This is a genomic window from Macrococcus psychrotolerans (assembly GCF_038095555.1).
Classification (GTDB): domain Bacteria; phylum Bacillota; class Bacilli; order Staphylococcales; family Staphylococcaceae; genus Macrococcoides; species Macrococcoides psychrotolerans.
In genome coordinates this window covers 56,043-72,783 of sequence record NZ_CP124591.1, presented here as the reverse complement: position 1 = coordinate 72,783, position 16,741 = coordinate 56,043, and the positions used below count along the sequence as shown (strand labels likewise).

The window sequence follows — 16,741 nt, the reverse complement described above, 5'->3', positions numbered from 1 at the left end:
AAAATCGTTTTGTGGATGATAGCCACAAAACGATAAGTCCATATATTCAGTTAAAGTAATTGCTGTAATCTTTACATGATTAACGCACATACTTTGTACTGAGCATAATTTCGATATTAATATTCTCATGTCTTTCCTTTATTCTTCTGCCACCTTGACAATTTGTTTCCCAAAGTTTTCTCCTGTAAATAGCTTTCTGAAGGCTGATGGCAGCTGATCAAATCCTTCATCAATCGTTACTTCTGATTTAACCTTACCTTCTGCCACCCATTGCGCTAATTGTTCACTCGCTTCTTTAAAGTGTTCAGCAAACTGCGCTACTACAAAGCCTTGCATAAGTGCCTGACTTTTTACTAACGTACCTTGGATTCTTGGTCCGATATCTTCTTTACTATTGTACGTTGAAATTGCACCGCATACAGGAATTCTAGCAAATTTATTTAAATATTTGAAAACCTCGTCTGACACTTCTCCACCAACATTTTCAAAATACACATCTATACCGTCTGGTACCGCAGATTTTAGCTGCTGCGTGAAATCATCTCTTTTATAATCTATTACAGCATCAAAACCTAGCACATCCTTTAAATATGAGGTTTTCTTTTCCCCACCTGCAATACCCACAACTCGTGCACCTTTAATCTTGGCAATTTGTCCCACAACTGAACCCACAGCACCTGAAGCTGCAGAAACCACTACGGTTTCACCTTCTTGTGGCTTTCCTATTTGCAATAGTCCTGTATACGCCGTCATACCAGGCATACCTAATACACTTAAGTATAAGTACAAAGGTACAGATTCAGAAGCAACTTTGGTTACTTTGTCTGCACTAATCGTATTCACTTTCTTCCAAGGTAATATCCCTGTTATATAATCTCCACTTTTATATTGTGCATGCTTTGACTGAATAATTTTTCCGACGATATGTCCATGAATCGGGGCATCGATTTCATAAGGTTGAACATAGCTCTTTGTATCATTCATTCGTCCTCTCATATAAGGATCAACTGAGATATAGATAGATTCTACTTGAACTTCACCCTCTTCAGGCGCTGTTATCTCAATCGGTTCATATCGAAATACATCAGCTTGTGGTAGTCCTTCAGGACGTTTAGCAAGTACAATTTGTTCATTATTCATTCATTATTCCCCCAAGTATTTGATGACTGCATCATCTAGATTTAATTCACCATTGATTATCTGGAACTCTCGACCTTTGAGTCTAGTATCTGTTAGTACTGAAACTAAGGCTTCTGCAACATCTTCTCTTGTAATCGACGGGTGTTTAACATCTGTAAACTGACTACTAATATCGAATAAACCTATAGCTTCATCATCGGTTAATGCACCTGGATGAACAATCGTATATTTTAATTGAGTACTTCTTAAATATTCATCAGCATAATGTTTTGCTATTGTATATGGTTTTAAATCTCCTGATGCATCGAAAACTTCTCTACGCGAGTCATAAGTTGATACCATAATAAAATGTTTGTCTCCTGCAATTTCACTTGCCTTTATCGCTTTTACTGCACCGTCTAAGTCCACGATGATCGTCATATCAGCACCAGTATTGCCACCAGAGCCCACAGAAAATAAAATTTGGTCATATGGTTTAAATAGTACTGCTAATTCCTCTATCGATTGTTTTTCAACATCAACATATATTGCATCCATACCTTCAGACTTCAAAGCTTCTACTTGTTCTTCTTTTCTAACACCGGCAGTAAAGTCAATATTACGTTCATTCAATTTACGTACGAGATGTTTACCAACGCCACCATTTGCTCCAATGATTAAAGATTTCATTTTCATCACTCCTAAAATTTTATTATTGATTATCTAATATCGCTAATACTTTCTCTGCAACTGCATGGCCAGACTGCGGATTTTGTCCAGTAACGACGTGACCATCTACTACTGCATAAGCACTCCAGTCTGCTTCCTTTTTAAAGTTAGCACCAATATTCACAAATTCATCTTCCAATAAATAAGGCATATGCTCAATAGTTCCATTTGCAGATTCTTCACTATTTGTAAATCCAGTTACTGATTTACCTTTTACAATAAATTCTCCATCTTGCTCAATATTAAGTAAACCAACTGCACCATGACATACTGATGATAAAACCCCATTATTATTATAAATACTTAATGCAATATCATTCAACTGCTTATTATCTCTTAAATCCCATATGACACCATGCCCTCCAGCAAAATAGATTGCTTGATAATCCTCAGCTTTAATCTCTGACGGCGATAATGAATTTCCAAACTTATTCATATACTCGTGATCCGTATAGTATGCCCAGTCTTCCTCAGACATCATTTCAGTATTTAAACTTACTGGATCTAAAGGAACATATCCTCCATTAGGGCTAACAAAATCTACTTCATATCCTGCATCATAGAAATCCTTAGCAAAATGCGTCACTTCTGAAAACCATGCTCCTGTAGCTCTCTCTATAGTTTCATACTTCGCAATATTTGTTACAACAATCAATGCCTTTTTCATTGTATTTTCTCCTCTATAATGTTTATATATATACGATATCAGTTAAACCTTGGTTTAAGAGAAGGGATATGCTCATATGGAAAAATATTATATAGAACATGTTGCAGAATACTGTGATATACCTAAAAGTAAGTTACGTTACTATGAAAAGAAAGACATATTGAAATATATAGAAAGAGACAGTAATAATAAAAGATTGTATACAAAAGATGATATTGAAATGATCAAATTTATTAAGTGTTTAAGCAACTTAAATATGCCATTAAAAGATATTCAGACAAATACAAATATGCTATATGAAAATAAAATAGATGTTGAAACGATATTAAAAGCGCATCTTGAGTTTCTAAATGAGCAAAAAAACCTTATTAGCTCCCATATCAATATAATCGAAACAGAGCTACAAAAAGAAACTTCCAGATGAGCAATCATCTGGATTTCTTTGAATTATTATTTCTTACCTTGAACACTTTTACCACGCACATTTGTCACATCAATGCCGTTTTTCTTCATTACTTTAGCTGCACGTTTACTACGCATACCAGATTGACAGATTACATAGTACAGAATCTTCTCCTTTATAATCTTTAGTTCGCTCCTCTAATATGCCTTACTTTAAATAACATCTACTCTGTTTAAGAAAATAATTTACCTAATATTTATTTGATATATTAAACCAATTTCTTGATTATTTCTAATGTTCTCATTAATCTCTAATTATATTAAACAATAATATAATCAGAAGAGAATAATTTATTCAATGATTCCTTATTATGGTATAATATACCAAAAGGGGGTGTTGGACTGAATGGGGAATACTATTATTGTAATTATAATAATGATCATGTTTTTCTTATCATTTATGGATATCTATAAAATCAGACGTAATACGGATGAAATCGTTAAACAAAATAAACAATTAATTGAATTACAACGTAATAATAAAGGATAGCCAAAGCTTATATTTACTTCGGCTATCCTTTATTGAATATATTACTACAACCACTTTATCAATTTCATCAATACAAACTGTAATGGTAATCTGCCATACAATGCAGACTGAGACAGCTGCTTGTCACCAAGCGAGAGTTGCTTTCTCGCCATGTAGACATTTGCAGGAAATACTGCCAGCAAGAAGCGGTTGATCCATTTCTTCGCGCTAACACTTGGGCGTTTCAAACATAAATATATCCCCATCATCACTTCCATAATACCTGTAATATAGGTGATTTCTTTCTTTAATGGAATATACGAAGGAATAATCTTCGTGAAATTTGGTTCACGCAAAAAATGTAACACTCCTGCTGTTGTAAACAATGTGCCAAGAATCATTCTAATAATAAATTTCATAGTTTCCTCCTTTATCTTATCAACATTCGTTACCACTCTACTATACTTCTTTTGAGCAAGGCAATATACAAATATACTCGGATATTATATCTCCTTCAAATAATTGCATATTATATATTTTCATTGTTAGTCTCTAGAGTAACCTTCTTTATCCTTATTTAAAATCCAGTTGCCCCCGTTTAAATAACTCGCATAACTCAACCACATAACATAAGGAACCATCAAATGTCCTGCAGTTCTGTCCATCTTATAAAATTTCGTAGCAGTAATACTCCCTGCAGCTAATAATGCATAACTTTCTAGTAATGATGCTTTTCTGAATTTTAGATTAAAATATAACATAGACCATACATAATTCAAGCCAAGCTGGGTATAATGCGCACGCTTAAGTTCACTGCTTTCAGTCTCATTTTTAGCGTTAGCCATTGCTCTTTGATACGCCACACCCATTGACGTATATAATATTGGCCAAATAATTGGAAAAGCAATTGCAGGTGGTGAAAATGGTGGTTTTCTATAATGTTTATAATCATCTTGCGCCTTAGCTGTTAGCCTTCCAACGATTAAACCTCCAGCGAGTGGTATAAGTGTTCTAGTTATTTTCTTAGTATTTATCATTTTGTTCACCTCTATAATACTTATACCCAAAATTAAGGATATAAATAATGAAACACCGAAAGAAGCATTCACCTTTCATTAATACTATATTGCAGTAAAAAAGGATATTTGATACAATGTCACTTTACAGCGTTAAAACGAAGGGGTGTAATTATGCACAAAAATAAACATTGGAATTCTTCTCTTGGATTTATCCTTGCAAGTGCAGGATCAGCAATCGGCCTTGGTGCCATTTGGAAGTTTCCTTACATAGCAGGACAATATGGTGGCGGAGCATTTTTAATTCAATTCATTTTGTTCACTTTATTAATTGGACTTCCATTACTTATCGTTGAATTTTATATTGGGCATGCCGGCAAGACTTTTTCGTTAACAATCTTTAGCAAACTATCAGGTTCAAAATTCATGAACTTAATTGGTCTTTGGGGAAATATTGCTGCTTTCATTTTATACGCATTCTACAGCGTTATCGGTGGATGGATTATTTTATTTATAGGCTACTATTTAGGGATTATTTTGAATATCTTTGAACTTCAATTAGATTATTTTGAGCAAATGATCGCCAATCCTTTATTATCTATTCTCGGTGCATTGCTATTTATAATGCTCACAGAAGTGATCGTATCTTTCGGTATTCAAAATGGTATAGAGAGAGCTTCAAAAATAATGATGCCATTATTATTTTTATTATTTTTAATTATTGTCGGACGTGCACTGATGTTAGAAGGAGCTATCGAAGGACTAAAATATTTTTTAATTCCCAGATTTGAGGATTTATCTATAGAAGGTACTCTTTATGCTATGGGTCAGTCTTTCTTTGCTTTATCACTCGGAACAACTGGTATGATTACTTATGCATCTTACACTAAAGATGATACAAACGTTATTCGGTCTGCATTATGGATTGTAATAATGAACTTACTAATTTCTATTCTTGCTGGTCTCGCAATTTTCCCAGCTGCAAGCGCATTAAATATTGAAGTAGAAGCAGGTCCTGGATTATTATTTTTAGTATTACCAAAATTGTTTGAAAAAATGACTTTCGGTTTTGGCTTCTATATGTTATTTTTAATACTCTTTTTATTTGCTGCTTTGACATCTTCTATTTCACTATTAGAACTGAATCTTTCTAACTTAATTAAAAATAATGAAAATAAGCGCAAAAAATATGCATTACTGCTGAGTTTAGCTGTATTTATCACAAGTATTTTTCCTGCTTTATCATTTGGTATTTATAAAGATTTTACGTTTGGTGCAGGAACAATATTTGATAATATGGACTTTCTAGTATCAAATATTATGATGCCGCTTGGTGTATTATTTACAACGTTATTTTGTGGATTTGTACTAAACAAACAATTATTATTCTCTATATTTATGCGTGATAATCAACACAGCAAATTATTTACCTTATGGTATACCTTAATAAAATATATTCTGCCTATTGTCATTATAATTGTGTTTGTAACACAGTTAATTTAATCTCATAGTGCTATATTCATGTGTTTTAATGACAACTAGATTGAGGAATAATAAGAAACGCTTAAAATATAAAAAAATAAACAGGCATTGTATTATTTATACAATGCCTGTTTTATATCTTAAATTTACTGTCTATGTGCAATATGCTTTAATTGCTATCATCAATATATTTCAATAAATGTTTGCCAGTTAATGATGTTTCTTCATGGACAATTTCCTTCGGCACCCCACTATAGAGTACTTTACCTCCGCCTAATCCTGCACGAGGTCCAATGTCTATAATCCAATCTGCATAAGTCATCATTGTCAAATTATGTTCTATCACAATCACCGTATTATCTTCATCAATTAAATAATCAAAGATGCGTTTTAAATTATCTATATCTGCTTCATGTAAACCTGTCGTAGGTTCATCAAAGATAAATATCTTATCTTTCACACCCTCGTTAATATATCGACTAAGTTTTACTCGCTGACTCTCCCCACCTGATAAAGTATCTAATGACTGTCCTAAGGTCATATAGTCAAGTCCTGTACGCTTTACACTCTTCAACACTTGATTAACGTTGTCTATCTGAAAGAAATCGATTGCTTCTTCTACAGAAAGCTCAAGCATGTCTGCGATAGAGTATCCTTTTACTTTTGCTTCCAATACTTCTGGTCGATAACGTTTACCATGACATACTTCACATTGTTGAACAAAGTCAGACATAAATGCAAGCTCCGTTTTTATTACGCCTTTTCCATTGCAGTTTGGACATGCACCTTCTGAGTTGTAGCTGAACATCCCTTTTTTAAGACCTGTCTCTTTGCTATAGTATCCTCTAATATCATCAAAGATATCAAGGTAGGTCAGTAGATTTGAACGATTCGTCGCATGTACAGGTTTCTGATCGATATAAACTACATCTTCTCTTTCGCGAAGTCCTGTTTGTATTAACGTACTTTTACCTGAACCTGCAACACCTGTTACAGCAGTTAACACATGTTCAGGAATATTAACCGATACATCTTTTAAGTTATTCTTCGTAATATTTTTTAGTGCTATATAATCATTTGATACCCTTACTTCCTCTTTAAAAGCATGTGGTTGTGATAGCGCCTTACCTGTTGGACTATTACTCTTAAGTAATTCATTATATTTCCCAGTAAATATAATCTCTCCTCCACGCTTACCACTTCCCGGACCTATATCAACACAATAATCCGCAATCTTAATTACATCAGGATCATGCTCAACAACAAGCACTGTATTACCTTTATCGCGAATTGAAAGCATGATTTGATTAATATTTTCTATATCTTCAGGATGTAGACCAATACTCGGTTCATCAATAATATAGACTAAATCCGTAAGCGGACTATTTAAATGACGAATCAATTTGATCCTTTGAGACTCTCCCCCTGATAAAGTTGTCGTTTCTCGACTTAATGTCAAATAACCTAAGCCAATTCGTTTTAATGCTTCTAATTGTTTGACTAAAGGTTCAATAATATACTGTGCTTTATCATCATTAATTTTATTCAAAAACTTAATCTCATCATCTACTGTTAGATCACAAAATTCAGCAATATTTAATCCATCTATTTTGCAACTTAATATCTTGTCATTCAGACGTTTACCTTCGCAATCTGGGCACACTTGTTTTGTGACGATACGATTTACGCCTTTAATAAACTTCTTCTTTTCAAATGTATCGTTGATTAGAAAAGATCTTCTAAATCGATAAATTAACCCTTCATATTTAGCCGTCTTCGGCCAGTTTGATGGAGGATTTTTTAATTTAATAGGTTCTTGATACAAAAGTGTATCCATCTCTTCTTTAGAATAGTCTTTCAATTTCTTATCATTGTCAAATAATCCCGTATTTAAATACCGTTTACCACGCCAAGTATTTGGAGCAAAAGAGGGGAATTTGATCGCATCTTCATTTAATGAACGATCGAAATGTAATAACTCATTTAAGTCAATATCTTCTACATAACCTAATCCATCACACGTTTTGCACATGCCATTCGTATTGTTAAAAGAAAAGTCCATAGAATATCCTACAAATGGCTGTCCAATACGTGACCACAATAATCTCACACCAGAATAGATATCTGAAATTGTTCCTACAGTTGATCTTGAATTCCCACCAATTCTATCTTGTCCAATGACCATTGATACAGGCAAATTCTCAATACGGTCGACAACAGGCTTATCATAATGGTTGAGTTGGTTCTGTATATAAGTACTATATGTTTCATTCAATAGTCGCTCACTCTCCGCGGCAATCGTATTAAATACTAGCGATGACTTCCCAGAACCCGAACGCCCTGTAAAGACAGTCAGCTGGTGTTTCGGTATCTCCAGTGATATATCTTTTAAATTATTCTGCTTTGCTCCAATAATCTTTATAGGTTTCATTGAATCACTCCTCACTTTTGTTAATATACCCTATTTCACTCTAACTATAAGCATGTTTAATCATTAGATGAACTATGAATAAATAGAAGGTATGACCTAATAACCATACAAACATCAGCTTTATAGTAAGATCATAGTGCATTGTTAGCGATAGGTGTGACAGTATAAAGAATAATCCAATAAATACTACAAATAAAACGATATAAGCTGCAATATACAAACCCTTATAACGAAACAATCGCGATAAACTAAAATATAATATAATACTTACGAGCAGATGTAATGTGACCTCCAGTAAAAACGGCGAGGTCGCTTGACCCGTTATAAAATCGATATTCAATAGCAATCGCTCGGTATTCGTCTTAAATAGGATATCTAGTGCCACTAATACAATGTATAATGCTAATCCTGAAACTATCCCTTTAAATAACATAGCAAAACTCCTATCATAATAGTAATCTACTTTTAATCTTTCTAGTACTTATATATAGTACATTTATACTAAAGGATTTATTGACTAAATTTTATAAGTTAAGTAACCAATCCTAAAAGAAAACAGCCATCTTTCTTATTCAAGATTTTATACCCTGAAAGTATGAAAAAATGCAAAAGACTTATAGAAATGAAGTGCACCCTTAAAGTTAAATCTTAAAATTTAACTTTAGGGGTGTTTATTTTGAATAAAAAGCATGAACTTGATTTTAAATTGAAAATTATCAAAGAATATAAAGAAAGAAAAATTGGCTATAATTCATTGAGTAGTATATATGATAGTCAATATTCATTATTAAGAACACGGGTTTATCATTTGATACCTATTGAGGGTCTAGTTTCGTGTATGACAAGAAAGAGATATTCAACAGATGAAATATAATCAATATGTTATTCTAGATTTAGAATCAAAACAAAAAGGTCGTGTCTCTGAAAATATGAAAAATAATATAGAACATATAATTCATACAAAGGGAAAGTTGGTAAAACTGCCAAGAATAAATTGAATCTTAGATTCATAACAAATCGACCATATCAAAAATACTTACTGATGTGACACAATTCAACATTAAAATGGAACTAAGCTATATCTATCCGTAATTTTCGATGTATGTTCGAAAGAATATTAGGATACCGAACAAATAATCTAAAAAGTAAGGTGTTGAAAAGATACGGAGCACAAGCAACGAAGGTTGTAGATGCCTAAAACGTAACGGATGGATCTTTGTAAGTCATTCCTATGGTCATATCAACTTTACTAACAGTACATATCAAGAAATAGTTGGTAATACTGAACGCTGGAAGAGAGAAATAGAACCTTTGATTGGAAAGTCTGATCTATTTATCTATCCATTTAGTGCACGAATGACGAAAGGCTCTGAAGCCTTCTGGTATATGACTGAGTGAAAAGGATATTAATATCTTACAACTGTTGGTGCTAATTTAAGTTAAAGTCATTTATAGATATTGATAATATCTATGATTAACAGAACCGAGCATGTTTTAAAGAATAATAATGAATAATGCACTTATGCTTTGGACCTTATATGTAAATAAATATAAGGTTATTTTATCATTTATAATATATTTGATAATATTTTGATAATTTCCATAAATGTGTAGATTTTTTTTTTACTTAATATATAATTTCTGTAGATTTAAAATTTCACTAAATGGAGGATAATAATATGAAAAAAACGACTTACAATCAAAAACTTGCTTTTGGTGTTGCTGCAACAACCGCTACTTTAATGCTTGGGCTCGGCGCACCAGCTGATGCTGCTGAAACTCAAGGACTTGACGATTCTACACAAAGTGCTTATCAAGCTGACGCTGTCGAAGCTTATCAAGCTGATCAATGGAGTGCTGCTGCTGAAAACGCTCAGGCTGATGCTTGGGAAAATGCTGCTAACGAAGCTTTAAATCCTCAAACTGATACACCTACTGCTCAAGAAGGTAAAGACGCTGAAGACGCTCAGGCTGATGCTTGGGAAAATGCTGCTAACGAAGCTTTAAATCCTCAAACTGATACACCTACTGCTCAAGAAGGTAAAGACGCTGAAGACGCTCAGGCTGATGCTTGGGAAAATGCTGCTAACGAAGCTTTAAATCCTCAAACTGATACACCTACTGCTCAAGAAGGTAAAGACGCTGAAGACGCTCAGGCTGATGCTTGGGAAAATGCTGCTAACGAAGCTTTAAATCCTCAAACTGATACACCTACTGCTCAAGAAGGTAAAGACGCTGAAGACGCTCAGGCTGATGCTTGGGAAAATGCTGCTAACGAAGCTTTAAATCCTCAAACTGATACACCTACTGCTCAAGAAGGTAAAGACGCTGAAGACGCTCAGGCTGATGCTTGGGAAAATGCTGCTAACGAAGCTTTAAGTCCTCAAACTGATACACCTACTGCTCAAGAAGGTAAAGACGCTGAAGATGCTCACGCTGATGCTTGGGAAAATGCTGCTAACGAAGCTTTAAGTCCTCAAACTGATACACCTACTGCTCAAGAAGGTAAAGACGCTGAAGATGCTCACGCTGATGCTTGGGAAAATGCTGCTAATGAAGCTTTAAGTCCTCAAACTGATACACCTACTGCTCAAGAAGGTAAAGACGCTGAAGATGCTCACGCTGATGCTTGGGAAAATGCTGCTAACGAAGCTTTAAGTCCTCAAACTGATACACCTACTGCTCAAGAAGGTAAAGACGCTGAAGATGCTCACGCTGATGCTTGGGAAAATGCTGCTAATGAAGCTTTAAATTCTCAAACTGAAGGCACTCAAACTGAAGGCACTCAAACTGAAGCTGTTCAAACTGAAACCGTTCAAACTGAAGCCGTTCAAACTGAAGCTGTTCAAACTGAAGCCGTTCAAACTGAAGCTGTTCAAACTGAAGCCGTTCAAACTGAAGCTGTTCAAACTGAAGCCGTTCAAACTGAAGCTGTTCAAACTGAAGCTGTTCAAACTGAAGCTGCTCAAACTGAAGCTGCTCAAACTGAAGCTGCTCAAACTGAAGCTGCTCAAACTGAAGCTGCTCAAACTGAAGCTGCTCAAACTGAAGCTGCTCAAACTACAAATGTTAAAACCTTACCTGATACAGGAGAATCAAATAACGCTACTTTATTCGGTGGACTTTTCTCTGCTATCGGATTAAGCTTATTAGCATTCTCAAGACGTTTTAAATAATAGACATTGCTAAACATATTTAAAGAGAATGAAGATGAATAATTTCATCTTCATTCTCTTTTTAATTATTATTGAATTAATGTTAGTTCGATTATATTTTTCTGCAATAAATAAATCTATTCGTACTTTATCTACTATTTAATTGTGCTATAAAATAAAGTTTGAATATGAGTTCAATAAATTGATATATTTCACTCTTTTTGAAAACCTAGCTTCAGTTTTTTTAGTTTTATATTACGATCTTTCCATCTTACTTCTTTTCTTATATAGATTGCTACAATTGATTTCAAAAATACATATACGATATATACCTAATGCCTATCCAGTTATACTATAATTCCGAGAAATCTTTAAACGACGCAGCACTATGTTATCTTATTATGATTATCACCTTTAATCACCTGCAAAAACTCATCTCCCCAATTACAAATCGAAAAAACTACTCCATCAAGTTTCAACCCTATTTCTGTCAATTTGTAATCTACCTTAGGAGGCACTACTGGGTACACTGTTCTTTCAATGATTTTGTCTTGTTCCAGCTCGCGAAGTTGTCTGATTAACATACGCTGATTGATATCAGGAAGTTTATTTTGTAACTCACTTAATCTTAATCTGTCCTCATGCAAAAGATGATAGATGATTGCAATTTTCCATCTACCTCCAATTACAGATAACGCCAAATCTTTCGATGTATAAAATTCTTTATTATTATATTCAATTAACAATTTAAACCCTCCATTTATTTATAGTGACTAAAATGTCAGTATTGTTTTTTTGTTTAAATAATACCATAATGGGTACATAAAAGATAGAGAGGGGAAATTATTATGAAATTACAATTAGCAATCGATTTATTAGATCAAGTAGAGGCAGCGAAGCTAGCACAAGAAGTAGAAGAATATATTGATATCGTAGAAATTGGAACACCTATTGTTATAAACGAAGGGCTATCTGCCGTTGAACATATGAGTAAATCAGTTAATAACACACAAGTATTAGCAGACTTAAAAATTATGGATGCTGCTGGATATGAAGTAAGCCAAGCGATAAAGTTTGGTGCTGATATCGTAACAATCTTAGGAGTGGCTGAAGATGCTTCAATCAAAAGCGCTATTGAAGAAGCACACAAACACGGTAAAGAACTATTAGTTGATATGATCGCAGTTCAAAATTTAGAACAGCGCGCAGCTGAATTAGATAAAATGGGTGCTGATTATATCGCAGTTCACACTGGATATGATTTACAAGCTGAAGGTGTATCACCTTTAGAAAGTTTACGTACTGTGAAATCAGTGATTTCAAATTCTAAAGTAGCTGTAGCTGGAGGTATTAAACCTGATACAATCGAAACAGTAGCAGCCGAAAAACCTGACCTAATTATCGTAGGTGGCGGTATCGCAAATGCTGATGATCCAAAAGCTGCTGCTAAAAAATGTCGTGAAATCGTTGATGCACATGCATAATCACTTTGAATTAATTTTAAATGAAATAAAGCAGACATTGTCAAATGTTGATGTAGCAGAATCAGAGAAATTTTCAAAAGATCTTATGGATGCATCATCAATATTTGTAGCTGGTAAAGGCCGTTCAGGTCTTGTCATTAAGAGCTTTGCCATGAGATTAAATCAATTAGGCAAAAAAGCTTATGTCGTGGGTGAAACAACTACACCATCAATCCAGAAAAATGATGTCTTTGTTATAGCATCAGGTTCAGGATCTACAGCTCATTTAAAATTGCTCGCACAAACAGCGAAAGATAATGAAGCATATGTATTATTATTATCAACAAAAGACGAATCACCAATTGCTGATATTGCAGACTTAACCATCGTATTACCTGCTGGTACAAAATACGATGCAGAAGGTTCAAAACAACCTTTAGGGAGTCTCTTTGAGCAAAGCAGTCAAATCTATTTAGACAGTATCGTGTTAACGATTCAAGAATCCCTAAATGTTGATGAAGAAACAATGCAGAATAATCATGCAAACTTAGAGTAATAATAATTTGAAATAATATTAAAACATCTCTCTATAATTATAGAGAGGCGTTTTATTGTTAAGAAAAATCACATCATTTATGATAACTTTAAGGATTTCATTCTCACTTACTTTTTATGGTATAACAATGCACCAATACACATAAAGTATGCATTGCTATATGGTAGAAAATCATTTTTTGTAAAAGTAATCTCTTCATCGCTAATAACTGTATATCCTTTGCAATTTTCAGTGTTATTTATACAGAAATTATAGAAGTCTTCCAAGTTTATCTTTAATAAATAGTCTACTTCTGTGTCGTGGTGAATACTATTTACATCCTCTTCTGACACCTCTAGAGTATATATATTAATAAATTCTCTATCGATTATATTATCTGAAGTCATCTCCTCAGGAAGTGTACATAAAAAACTTAAACTTTCAAAACCTACTTGAATACCCATCTCCTCTTCGATTTCACGCGTACCATTATCAACTGTTTCATCATTCAATAGGTGTCCTCCAACCGTTACATCAATCATACCTTTATAATCTTTCACATTAGAACTTCTTTTTTGAAGAAATATATTATCACCTTGTATAAATATACATTGAAACGTTTCATGCCACTCGCCTTGTTGATGTACTTTCTGTCTACTATCAACACCTTTTAATTTTCTATTTTTATAATAAACATTTAATAACTCACTCATTAATATCCACCCTTACCCCGAACTGATATAATTCATCAATTATTTTATTACTAAATAAATTAATGTACTTTAATCTATTAGATTATAATAATAATCATTTCTCAAATTTCGAGAAGTGACTTTCTTCATTTATATTTTTATCTGCTCATTGATAGTCGCATTTTCAATAACCTCTATTGTATTTGTATATTCAACTTTTTCTATAATACAACCTTTACCAATGATAATATTCTTTCCTCTTACTACATCACATAGCACGTTTTCTAGACGAATTTCATCACCCTCGATTAAATCACAAGTCAACTTTCCACTTTTATTTTCTATAAACAATGATGCAAATAAACCTTTATTCTCAGTCGCCTTTCCATCTAGTATAGTAATTTCTTTTCCACCAATTTCTTGTGCTGAACAATTATTCCCAAGCGTAATATTAATCGTTTCGGCATTTATCAAACCATCACTTTCAATTTTTCCACTACATTCAAAATGATCAACTTCGATATCACCTTCAACTGTTAAATAACCAGATACTTTTAATCTTTCACCCGTAATATTTCCTTCAACATCTAACATACCAGATACATGGACGTCATTACCTTCTATACTTCCCTCAATATTTGTCTTGCCACTTGTTTTCATAGTATCAGCTTTTAAGGAACCTTTGATGCTAGTCATTCCTGATACTTTGAAATCTCTAACTGAAATATCACCCTCAGCATCCATTTTTCCACTTACTTTAATCAAGTCAGCTTTAATATCTCCAGTTACTGAACCTATACCCGTAACTTTAATTTCATCATATTCTCCCGCAGCTATAGTTGTCATCGCATTAATATTTAGATTCGTTGTCATCATGACTACCTCTTTTCAATTTTTGTTGTATAGCTAATTGAATTTCTGTATCATCTAATTCGTAAATAATCTTTGCGTTTTCACTTATTTTTAATATCTCTTTTGCGCAAATAAGCATGAACACACCCATAGCTCGCACAAAATAATAATTTACATCTTTCATCTCGTTTTGGTGATATATTACTGCACTTTCTAGTACTTCTTCTTTTGAAAAATACCCTGAATTTAAAGCAAGCTCTATAAACATCAATGTCATACCTTCATTATGTGAAACACTATTACGCTTCGTAAAAATGGAGTCTGCAATTTCCCAATAATGTTCTTCAAACAAACTACTATCATAGTCTCTTTGTTCAATTACCTCACAATCTTCTTTAAAAATTTGATACAAATCATCTAAAGCATGATCATCTTTTAAAGTTTTTATCATTTCTATGCGCTCAATCATCTTATTTCTAGGAAAAAATGCTTCTTGGCCTGTATAAGTAGACTTTCTTACAAACCAATCTTCAGGAATCAGCTTCTTTCGTTTCCAGCGATACAACTGCCCGTAGCTAATATCACATACTTTCAGCAACTCTTTTTTAGATATTAAATCCTCCATATCATCACCTCGAAAATATCGTAACATAACATTGTTACACTGTTAACTAATTTAAATAACATTAATAATATTTTCTTTTGAATAATACTGACTAATTATAAAAAAAGACATATCAAATCGACATGTCTTTACCTCAGTGATTAGGCACAGTTCTAAATAAACCTCATTACTTGTGATACGATTCAGTGTATCGGTTAATCCTGAGATTCCAAAATAGTCCATTAACCTCATTAACGATGATATACTTGAGTGTATCGGTTAAAAGTACGGTTAATTATTAAAAGATAAATTAATAATAGAAACATAATACTTTTTTAATCTTTTTATTATATAATGAATATGAATAAATTAAATCAATGAATGGAGAGTATTATGAATGAAATAATTGAAAAATACATTTTTGATCTGGATGATGCTTTTTATGAGTACGAAGGAAAAAGATATTGTCAATCAGTACATTATAAATCATATACTCGCTTTCAGAAGGCTAAAGAACAATTAGCCTTACCAACCGTTGCAGTTGAAAAGATACAAGAATATGTACTTGAATTTTTATCAAAAATAGATATTAAAACAACTAAAAATCCGAAAATGAATCCAACAGTTGTCGATTATAAGAAAATAAAAAATGATTATTCTTTAAAGAATGAAAAAGATATAGTATGGATGAAATTTACAACGAGTGGTTATCTGGGTGTTGTTGCCGTCAGTAACGATATTAACTTTGATGTACCTAATAACACCTCTGAATATGACTTAAAAGTAGAAGTTTGGGACCCTTATGAAAAGTGTAAAAAGAGCGAATGGAAACATAATTCATCAGGAATTATCATTCATAAATTAAGAGAACAGTGGGATGATTCATTCGTCTTAGTTTTTCCTTTGAAAAATATTCCTTATGGATATAGTAGACATGATATAGAAAAAGCAATAGGAAATTATTTGATAAAAAAGAATGTTCCAATTTTAGATTTCTATTCTCATATTTATTAATTATCCAAACTTTTGAAATCAAGGTAATAGCAATGCAGTATCTAAATTACT

At 33.0% G+C, this 16,741-nt stretch carries 18 protein-coding genes and 1 pseudogene; 7 read left to right on the top strand and 12 right to left on the bottom strand.

Translation table 11 applies throughout. The annotated features are described in order from the left end of the window. Positions 1–138: 138 nt before the first annotated feature. From QA539_RS00345 to QA539_RS00335, 3 genes are read right to left on the bottom strand one after another with little or no spacing between them, the layout of a single operon-like run. A complete protein-coding gene (locus QA539_RS00345) occupies positions 139–1,140 on the bottom strand; it encodes an NADP-dependent oxidoreductase (protein WP_219493467.1) in 1,002 nt (333 codons plus the stop codon). Positions 1,141–1,143: 3 nt separating this feature from the next. After that, on the bottom strand, positions 1,144–1,809 hold the full coding sequence (locus QA539_RS00340; protein WP_419895234.1) for an NAD(P)-binding oxidoreductase: 666 nt from the start codon (positions 1,807–1,809) through the stop codon (positions 1,144–1,146). 22 nt (positions 1,810–1,831) lie between these two features. Further along, positions 1,832–2,515 carry a type 1 glutamine amidotransferase domain-containing protein gene (locus tag QA539_RS00335; protein ID WP_219493464.1) on the bottom strand — a complete coding sequence of 228 codons (684 nt, stop codon included), beginning with the start codon at positions 2,513–2,515 and terminating at the stop codon, positions 1,832–1,834. A 76-nt stretch (positions 2,516–2,591) separates the two neighbouring features. On the opposite strand from QA539_RS00335, the gene QA539_RS00330 reads away from it, so the two are divergent. Next, entirely contained in the window at positions 2,592–2,939 is a 348-nt protein-coding gene (locus QA539_RS00330) for a MerR family transcriptional regulator (protein WP_219493462.1), read from the top strand. 26 nt (positions 2,940–2,965) lie between these two features. Here the strand turns inward: QA539_RS00330 and QA539_RS00325 are convergent. After that, positions 2,966–3,076: pseudogene (locus QA539_RS00325) on the bottom strand (rhodanese-like domain-containing protein); the annotation flags it as partial. A 247-nt stretch (positions 3,077–3,323) separates the two neighbouring features. Between QA539_RS00325 and QA539_RS00320 the strand changes: the two are divergent. Then, positions 3,324–3,467 (top strand): hypothetical protein, encoded by a 144-nt coding sequence (locus QA539_RS00320; protein WP_157820802.1) that lies wholly within the window; start codon positions 3,324–3,326, stop codon positions 3,465–3,467. A gap of 44 nt (positions 3,468–3,511) precedes the next feature. On the opposite strand, the gene QA539_RS00315 is transcribed toward QA539_RS00320, so the two are convergent. Beyond that, positions 3,512–3,865: a DoxX family protein gene (locus QA539_RS00315; RefSeq protein ID WP_101035576.1), complete on the bottom strand. Its 354-nt coding sequence runs from the start codon at positions 3,863–3,865 to the stop codon at positions 3,512–3,514. A gap of 126 nt (positions 3,866–3,991) precedes the next feature. Further along, the gene (locus QA539_RS00310; RefSeq protein WP_219493460.1) at positions 3,992–4,483 is read right to left on the bottom strand and encodes a TspO/MBR family protein; all 492 of its coding nucleotides are present in this window, start codon (positions 4,481–4,483) and stop codon (positions 3,992–3,994) included. Positions 4,484–4,636: 153 nt separating this feature from the next. Here QA539_RS00310 and QA539_RS00305 point away from each other — a divergent pair, with 153 nt between their 5' ends. Further along, complete coding sequence (locus tag QA539_RS00305) at positions 4,637–5,965, top strand: sodium-dependent transporter (RefSeq protein WP_219493459.1); 1,329 nt, start codon at positions 4,637–4,639, stop codon at positions 5,963–5,965. 148 nt (positions 5,966–6,113) lie between these two features. Here the strand turns inward: QA539_RS00305 and QA539_RS00300 are convergent, their stop codons facing one another. Beyond that, the gene (locus QA539_RS00300) at positions 6,114–8,375 is read right to left on the bottom strand and encodes an excinuclease ABC subunit UvrA (RefSeq protein ID WP_419895233.1); all 2,262 of its coding nucleotides are present in this window, start codon (positions 8,373–8,375) and stop codon (positions 6,114–6,116) included. A 40-nt stretch (positions 8,376–8,415) separates the two neighbouring features. Next, positions 8,416–8,808, bottom strand: coding sequence for a hypothetical protein (locus QA539_RS00295; RefSeq protein ID WP_219493457.1), 393 nt, complete (start codon positions 8,806–8,808; stop codon positions 8,416–8,418). A gap of 1,246 nt (positions 8,809–10,054) precedes the next feature. Here QA539_RS00295 and QA539_RS00290 point away from each other — a divergent pair. Beyond that, a complete protein-coding gene (locus QA539_RS00290) occupies positions 10,055–11,551 on the top strand; it encodes an LPXTG cell wall anchor domain-containing protein (protein WP_419895232.1) in 1,497 nt (498 codons plus the stop codon). 365 nt (positions 11,552–11,916) lie between these two features. Here QA539_RS00290 and QA539_RS00285 read toward each other — a convergent pair whose 3' ends face one another. Further along, positions 11,917–12,276 carry a winged helix-turn-helix transcriptional regulator gene (locus QA539_RS00285; protein WP_012655949.1) on the bottom strand — a complete coding sequence of 120 codons (360 nt, stop codon included), beginning with the start codon at positions 12,274–12,276 and terminating at the stop codon, positions 11,917–11,919. Between the two features lie 102 nt (positions 12,277–12,378). Between QA539_RS00285 and hxlA the strand changes: the two genes are divergently transcribed. Further along, a complete protein-coding gene (gene hxlA / locus QA539_RS00280; RefSeq protein ID WP_099482777.1) occupies positions 12,379–13,014 on the top strand; it encodes a 3-hexulose-6-phosphate synthase in 636 nt (211 codons plus the stop codon). After that, on the top strand, positions 13,001–13,549 hold the full coding sequence (hxlB, locus tag QA539_RS00275; RefSeq protein WP_219494790.1) for a 6-phospho-3-hexuloisomerase: 549 nt from the start codon (positions 13,001–13,003) through the stop codon (positions 13,547–13,549). The genes hxlA and hxlB overlap by 14 nt, the downstream gene beginning before the upstream one ends. Before the next feature lie 107 nt (positions 13,550–13,656). On the opposite strand, the gene QA539_RS00270 is transcribed toward hxlB, so the two are convergent. The 3 genes from QA539_RS00270 to QA539_RS00260 form a co-directional block, all read right to left on the bottom strand. Beyond that, positions 13,657–14,241, bottom strand: a complete 585-nt coding sequence (locus tag QA539_RS00270) for an NUDIX hydrolase (protein ID WP_419895231.1) — start codon at positions 14,239–14,241, stop codon at positions 13,657–13,659. Between the two features lie 129 nt (positions 14,242–14,370). Beyond that, on the bottom strand, positions 14,371–15,096 hold the full coding sequence (locus QA539_RS00265) for a hypothetical protein (protein ID WP_419895230.1): 726 nt from the start codon (positions 15,094–15,096) through the stop codon (positions 14,371–14,373). Further along, positions 15,071–15,697, bottom strand: coding sequence for a DUF4004 family protein (locus QA539_RS00260; RefSeq protein ID WP_219493453.1), 627 nt, complete (start codon positions 15,695–15,697; stop codon positions 15,071–15,073). Before QA539_RS00260 ends, QA539_RS00265 begins: the two co-directional genes overlap by 26 nt. A 372-nt stretch (positions 15,698–16,069) precedes the next feature. Between QA539_RS00260 and QA539_RS00255 the strand changes: the two genes are divergently transcribed. Then, positions 16,070–16,690, top strand: coding sequence for a hypothetical protein (locus tag QA539_RS00255; protein WP_101156394.1), 621 nt, complete (start codon positions 16,070–16,072; stop codon positions 16,688–16,690). Positions 16,691–16,741: the final 51 nt, after the last annotated feature.

What these genes read in the sequence shown, in the direction of transcription:
- QA539_RS00265 (WP_419895230.1), bottom strand. Translation starts at nt 15,096, where the DNA reads ATGATGACAACGAATCTAAATATTAATGCGATGACAACTATAGCTGCG.
- QA539_RS00270 (WP_419895231.1), bottom strand. Translation starts at nt 14,241, where the DNA reads ATGAGTGAGTTATTAAATGTTTATTATAAAAATAGAAAATTAAAAGGT.
- QA539_RS00290 (WP_419895232.1), top strand. Translation starts at nt 10,055, where the DNA reads ATGAAAAAAACGACTTACAATCAAAAACTTGCTTTTGGTGTTGCTGCA.
- QA539_RS00345 (WP_219493467.1), bottom strand. Translation starts at nt 1,140, where the DNA reads ATGAATAATGAACAAATTGTACTTGCTAAACGTCCTGAAGGACTACCA.
- QA539_RS00310 (WP_219493460.1), bottom strand. Translation starts at nt 4,483, where the DNA reads ATGATAAATACTAAGAAAATAACTAGAACACTTATACCACTCGCTGGA.
- QA539_RS00260 (WP_219493453.1), bottom strand. Translation starts at nt 15,697, where the DNA reads ATGGAGGATTTAATATCTAAAAAAGAGTTGCTGAAAGTATGTGATATT.
- QA539_RS00330 (WP_219493462.1), top strand. Translation starts at nt 2,592, where the DNA reads ATGGAAAAATATTATATAGAACATGTTGCAGAATACTGTGATATACCT.
- QA539_RS00315 (WP_101035576.1), bottom strand. Translation starts at nt 3,865, where the DNA reads ATGAAATTTATTATTAGAATGATTCTTGGCACATTGTTTACAACAGCA.
- QA539_RS00320 (WP_157820802.1), top strand. Translation starts at nt 3,324, where the DNA reads ATGGGGAATACTATTATTGTAATTATAATAATGATCATGTTTTTCTTA.
- hxlA (WP_099482777.1), top strand. Translation starts at nt 12,379, where the DNA reads ATGAAATTACAATTAGCAATCGATTTATTAGATCAAGTAGAGGCAGCG.
- QA539_RS00340 (WP_419895234.1), bottom strand. Translation starts at nt 1,809, where the DNA reads ATGAAATCTTTAATCATTGGAGCAAATGGTGGCGTTGGTAAACATCTC.
- QA539_RS00305 (WP_219493459.1), top strand. Translation starts at nt 4,637, where the DNA reads ATGCACAAAAATAAACATTGGAATTCTTCTCTTGGATTTATCCTTGCA.
- hxlB (WP_219494790.1), top strand. Translation starts at nt 13,001, where the DNA reads ATGCACATGCATAATCACTTTGAATTAATTTTAAATGAAATAAAGCAG.
- QA539_RS00335 (WP_219493464.1), bottom strand. Translation starts at nt 2,515, where the DNA reads ATGAAAAAGGCATTGATTGTTGTAACAAATATTGCGAAGTATGAAACT.
- QA539_RS00295 (WP_219493457.1), bottom strand. Translation starts at nt 8,808, where the DNA reads ATGTTATTTAAAGGGATAGTTTCAGGATTAGCATTATACATTGTATTA.
- QA539_RS00300 (WP_419895233.1), bottom strand. Translation starts at nt 8,375, where the DNA reads ATGAAACCTATAAAGATTATTGGAGCAAAGCAGAATAATTTAAAAGAT.
- QA539_RS00255 (WP_101156394.1), top strand. Translation starts at nt 16,070, where the DNA reads ATGAATGAAATAATTGAAAAATACATTTTTGATCTGGATGATGCTTTT.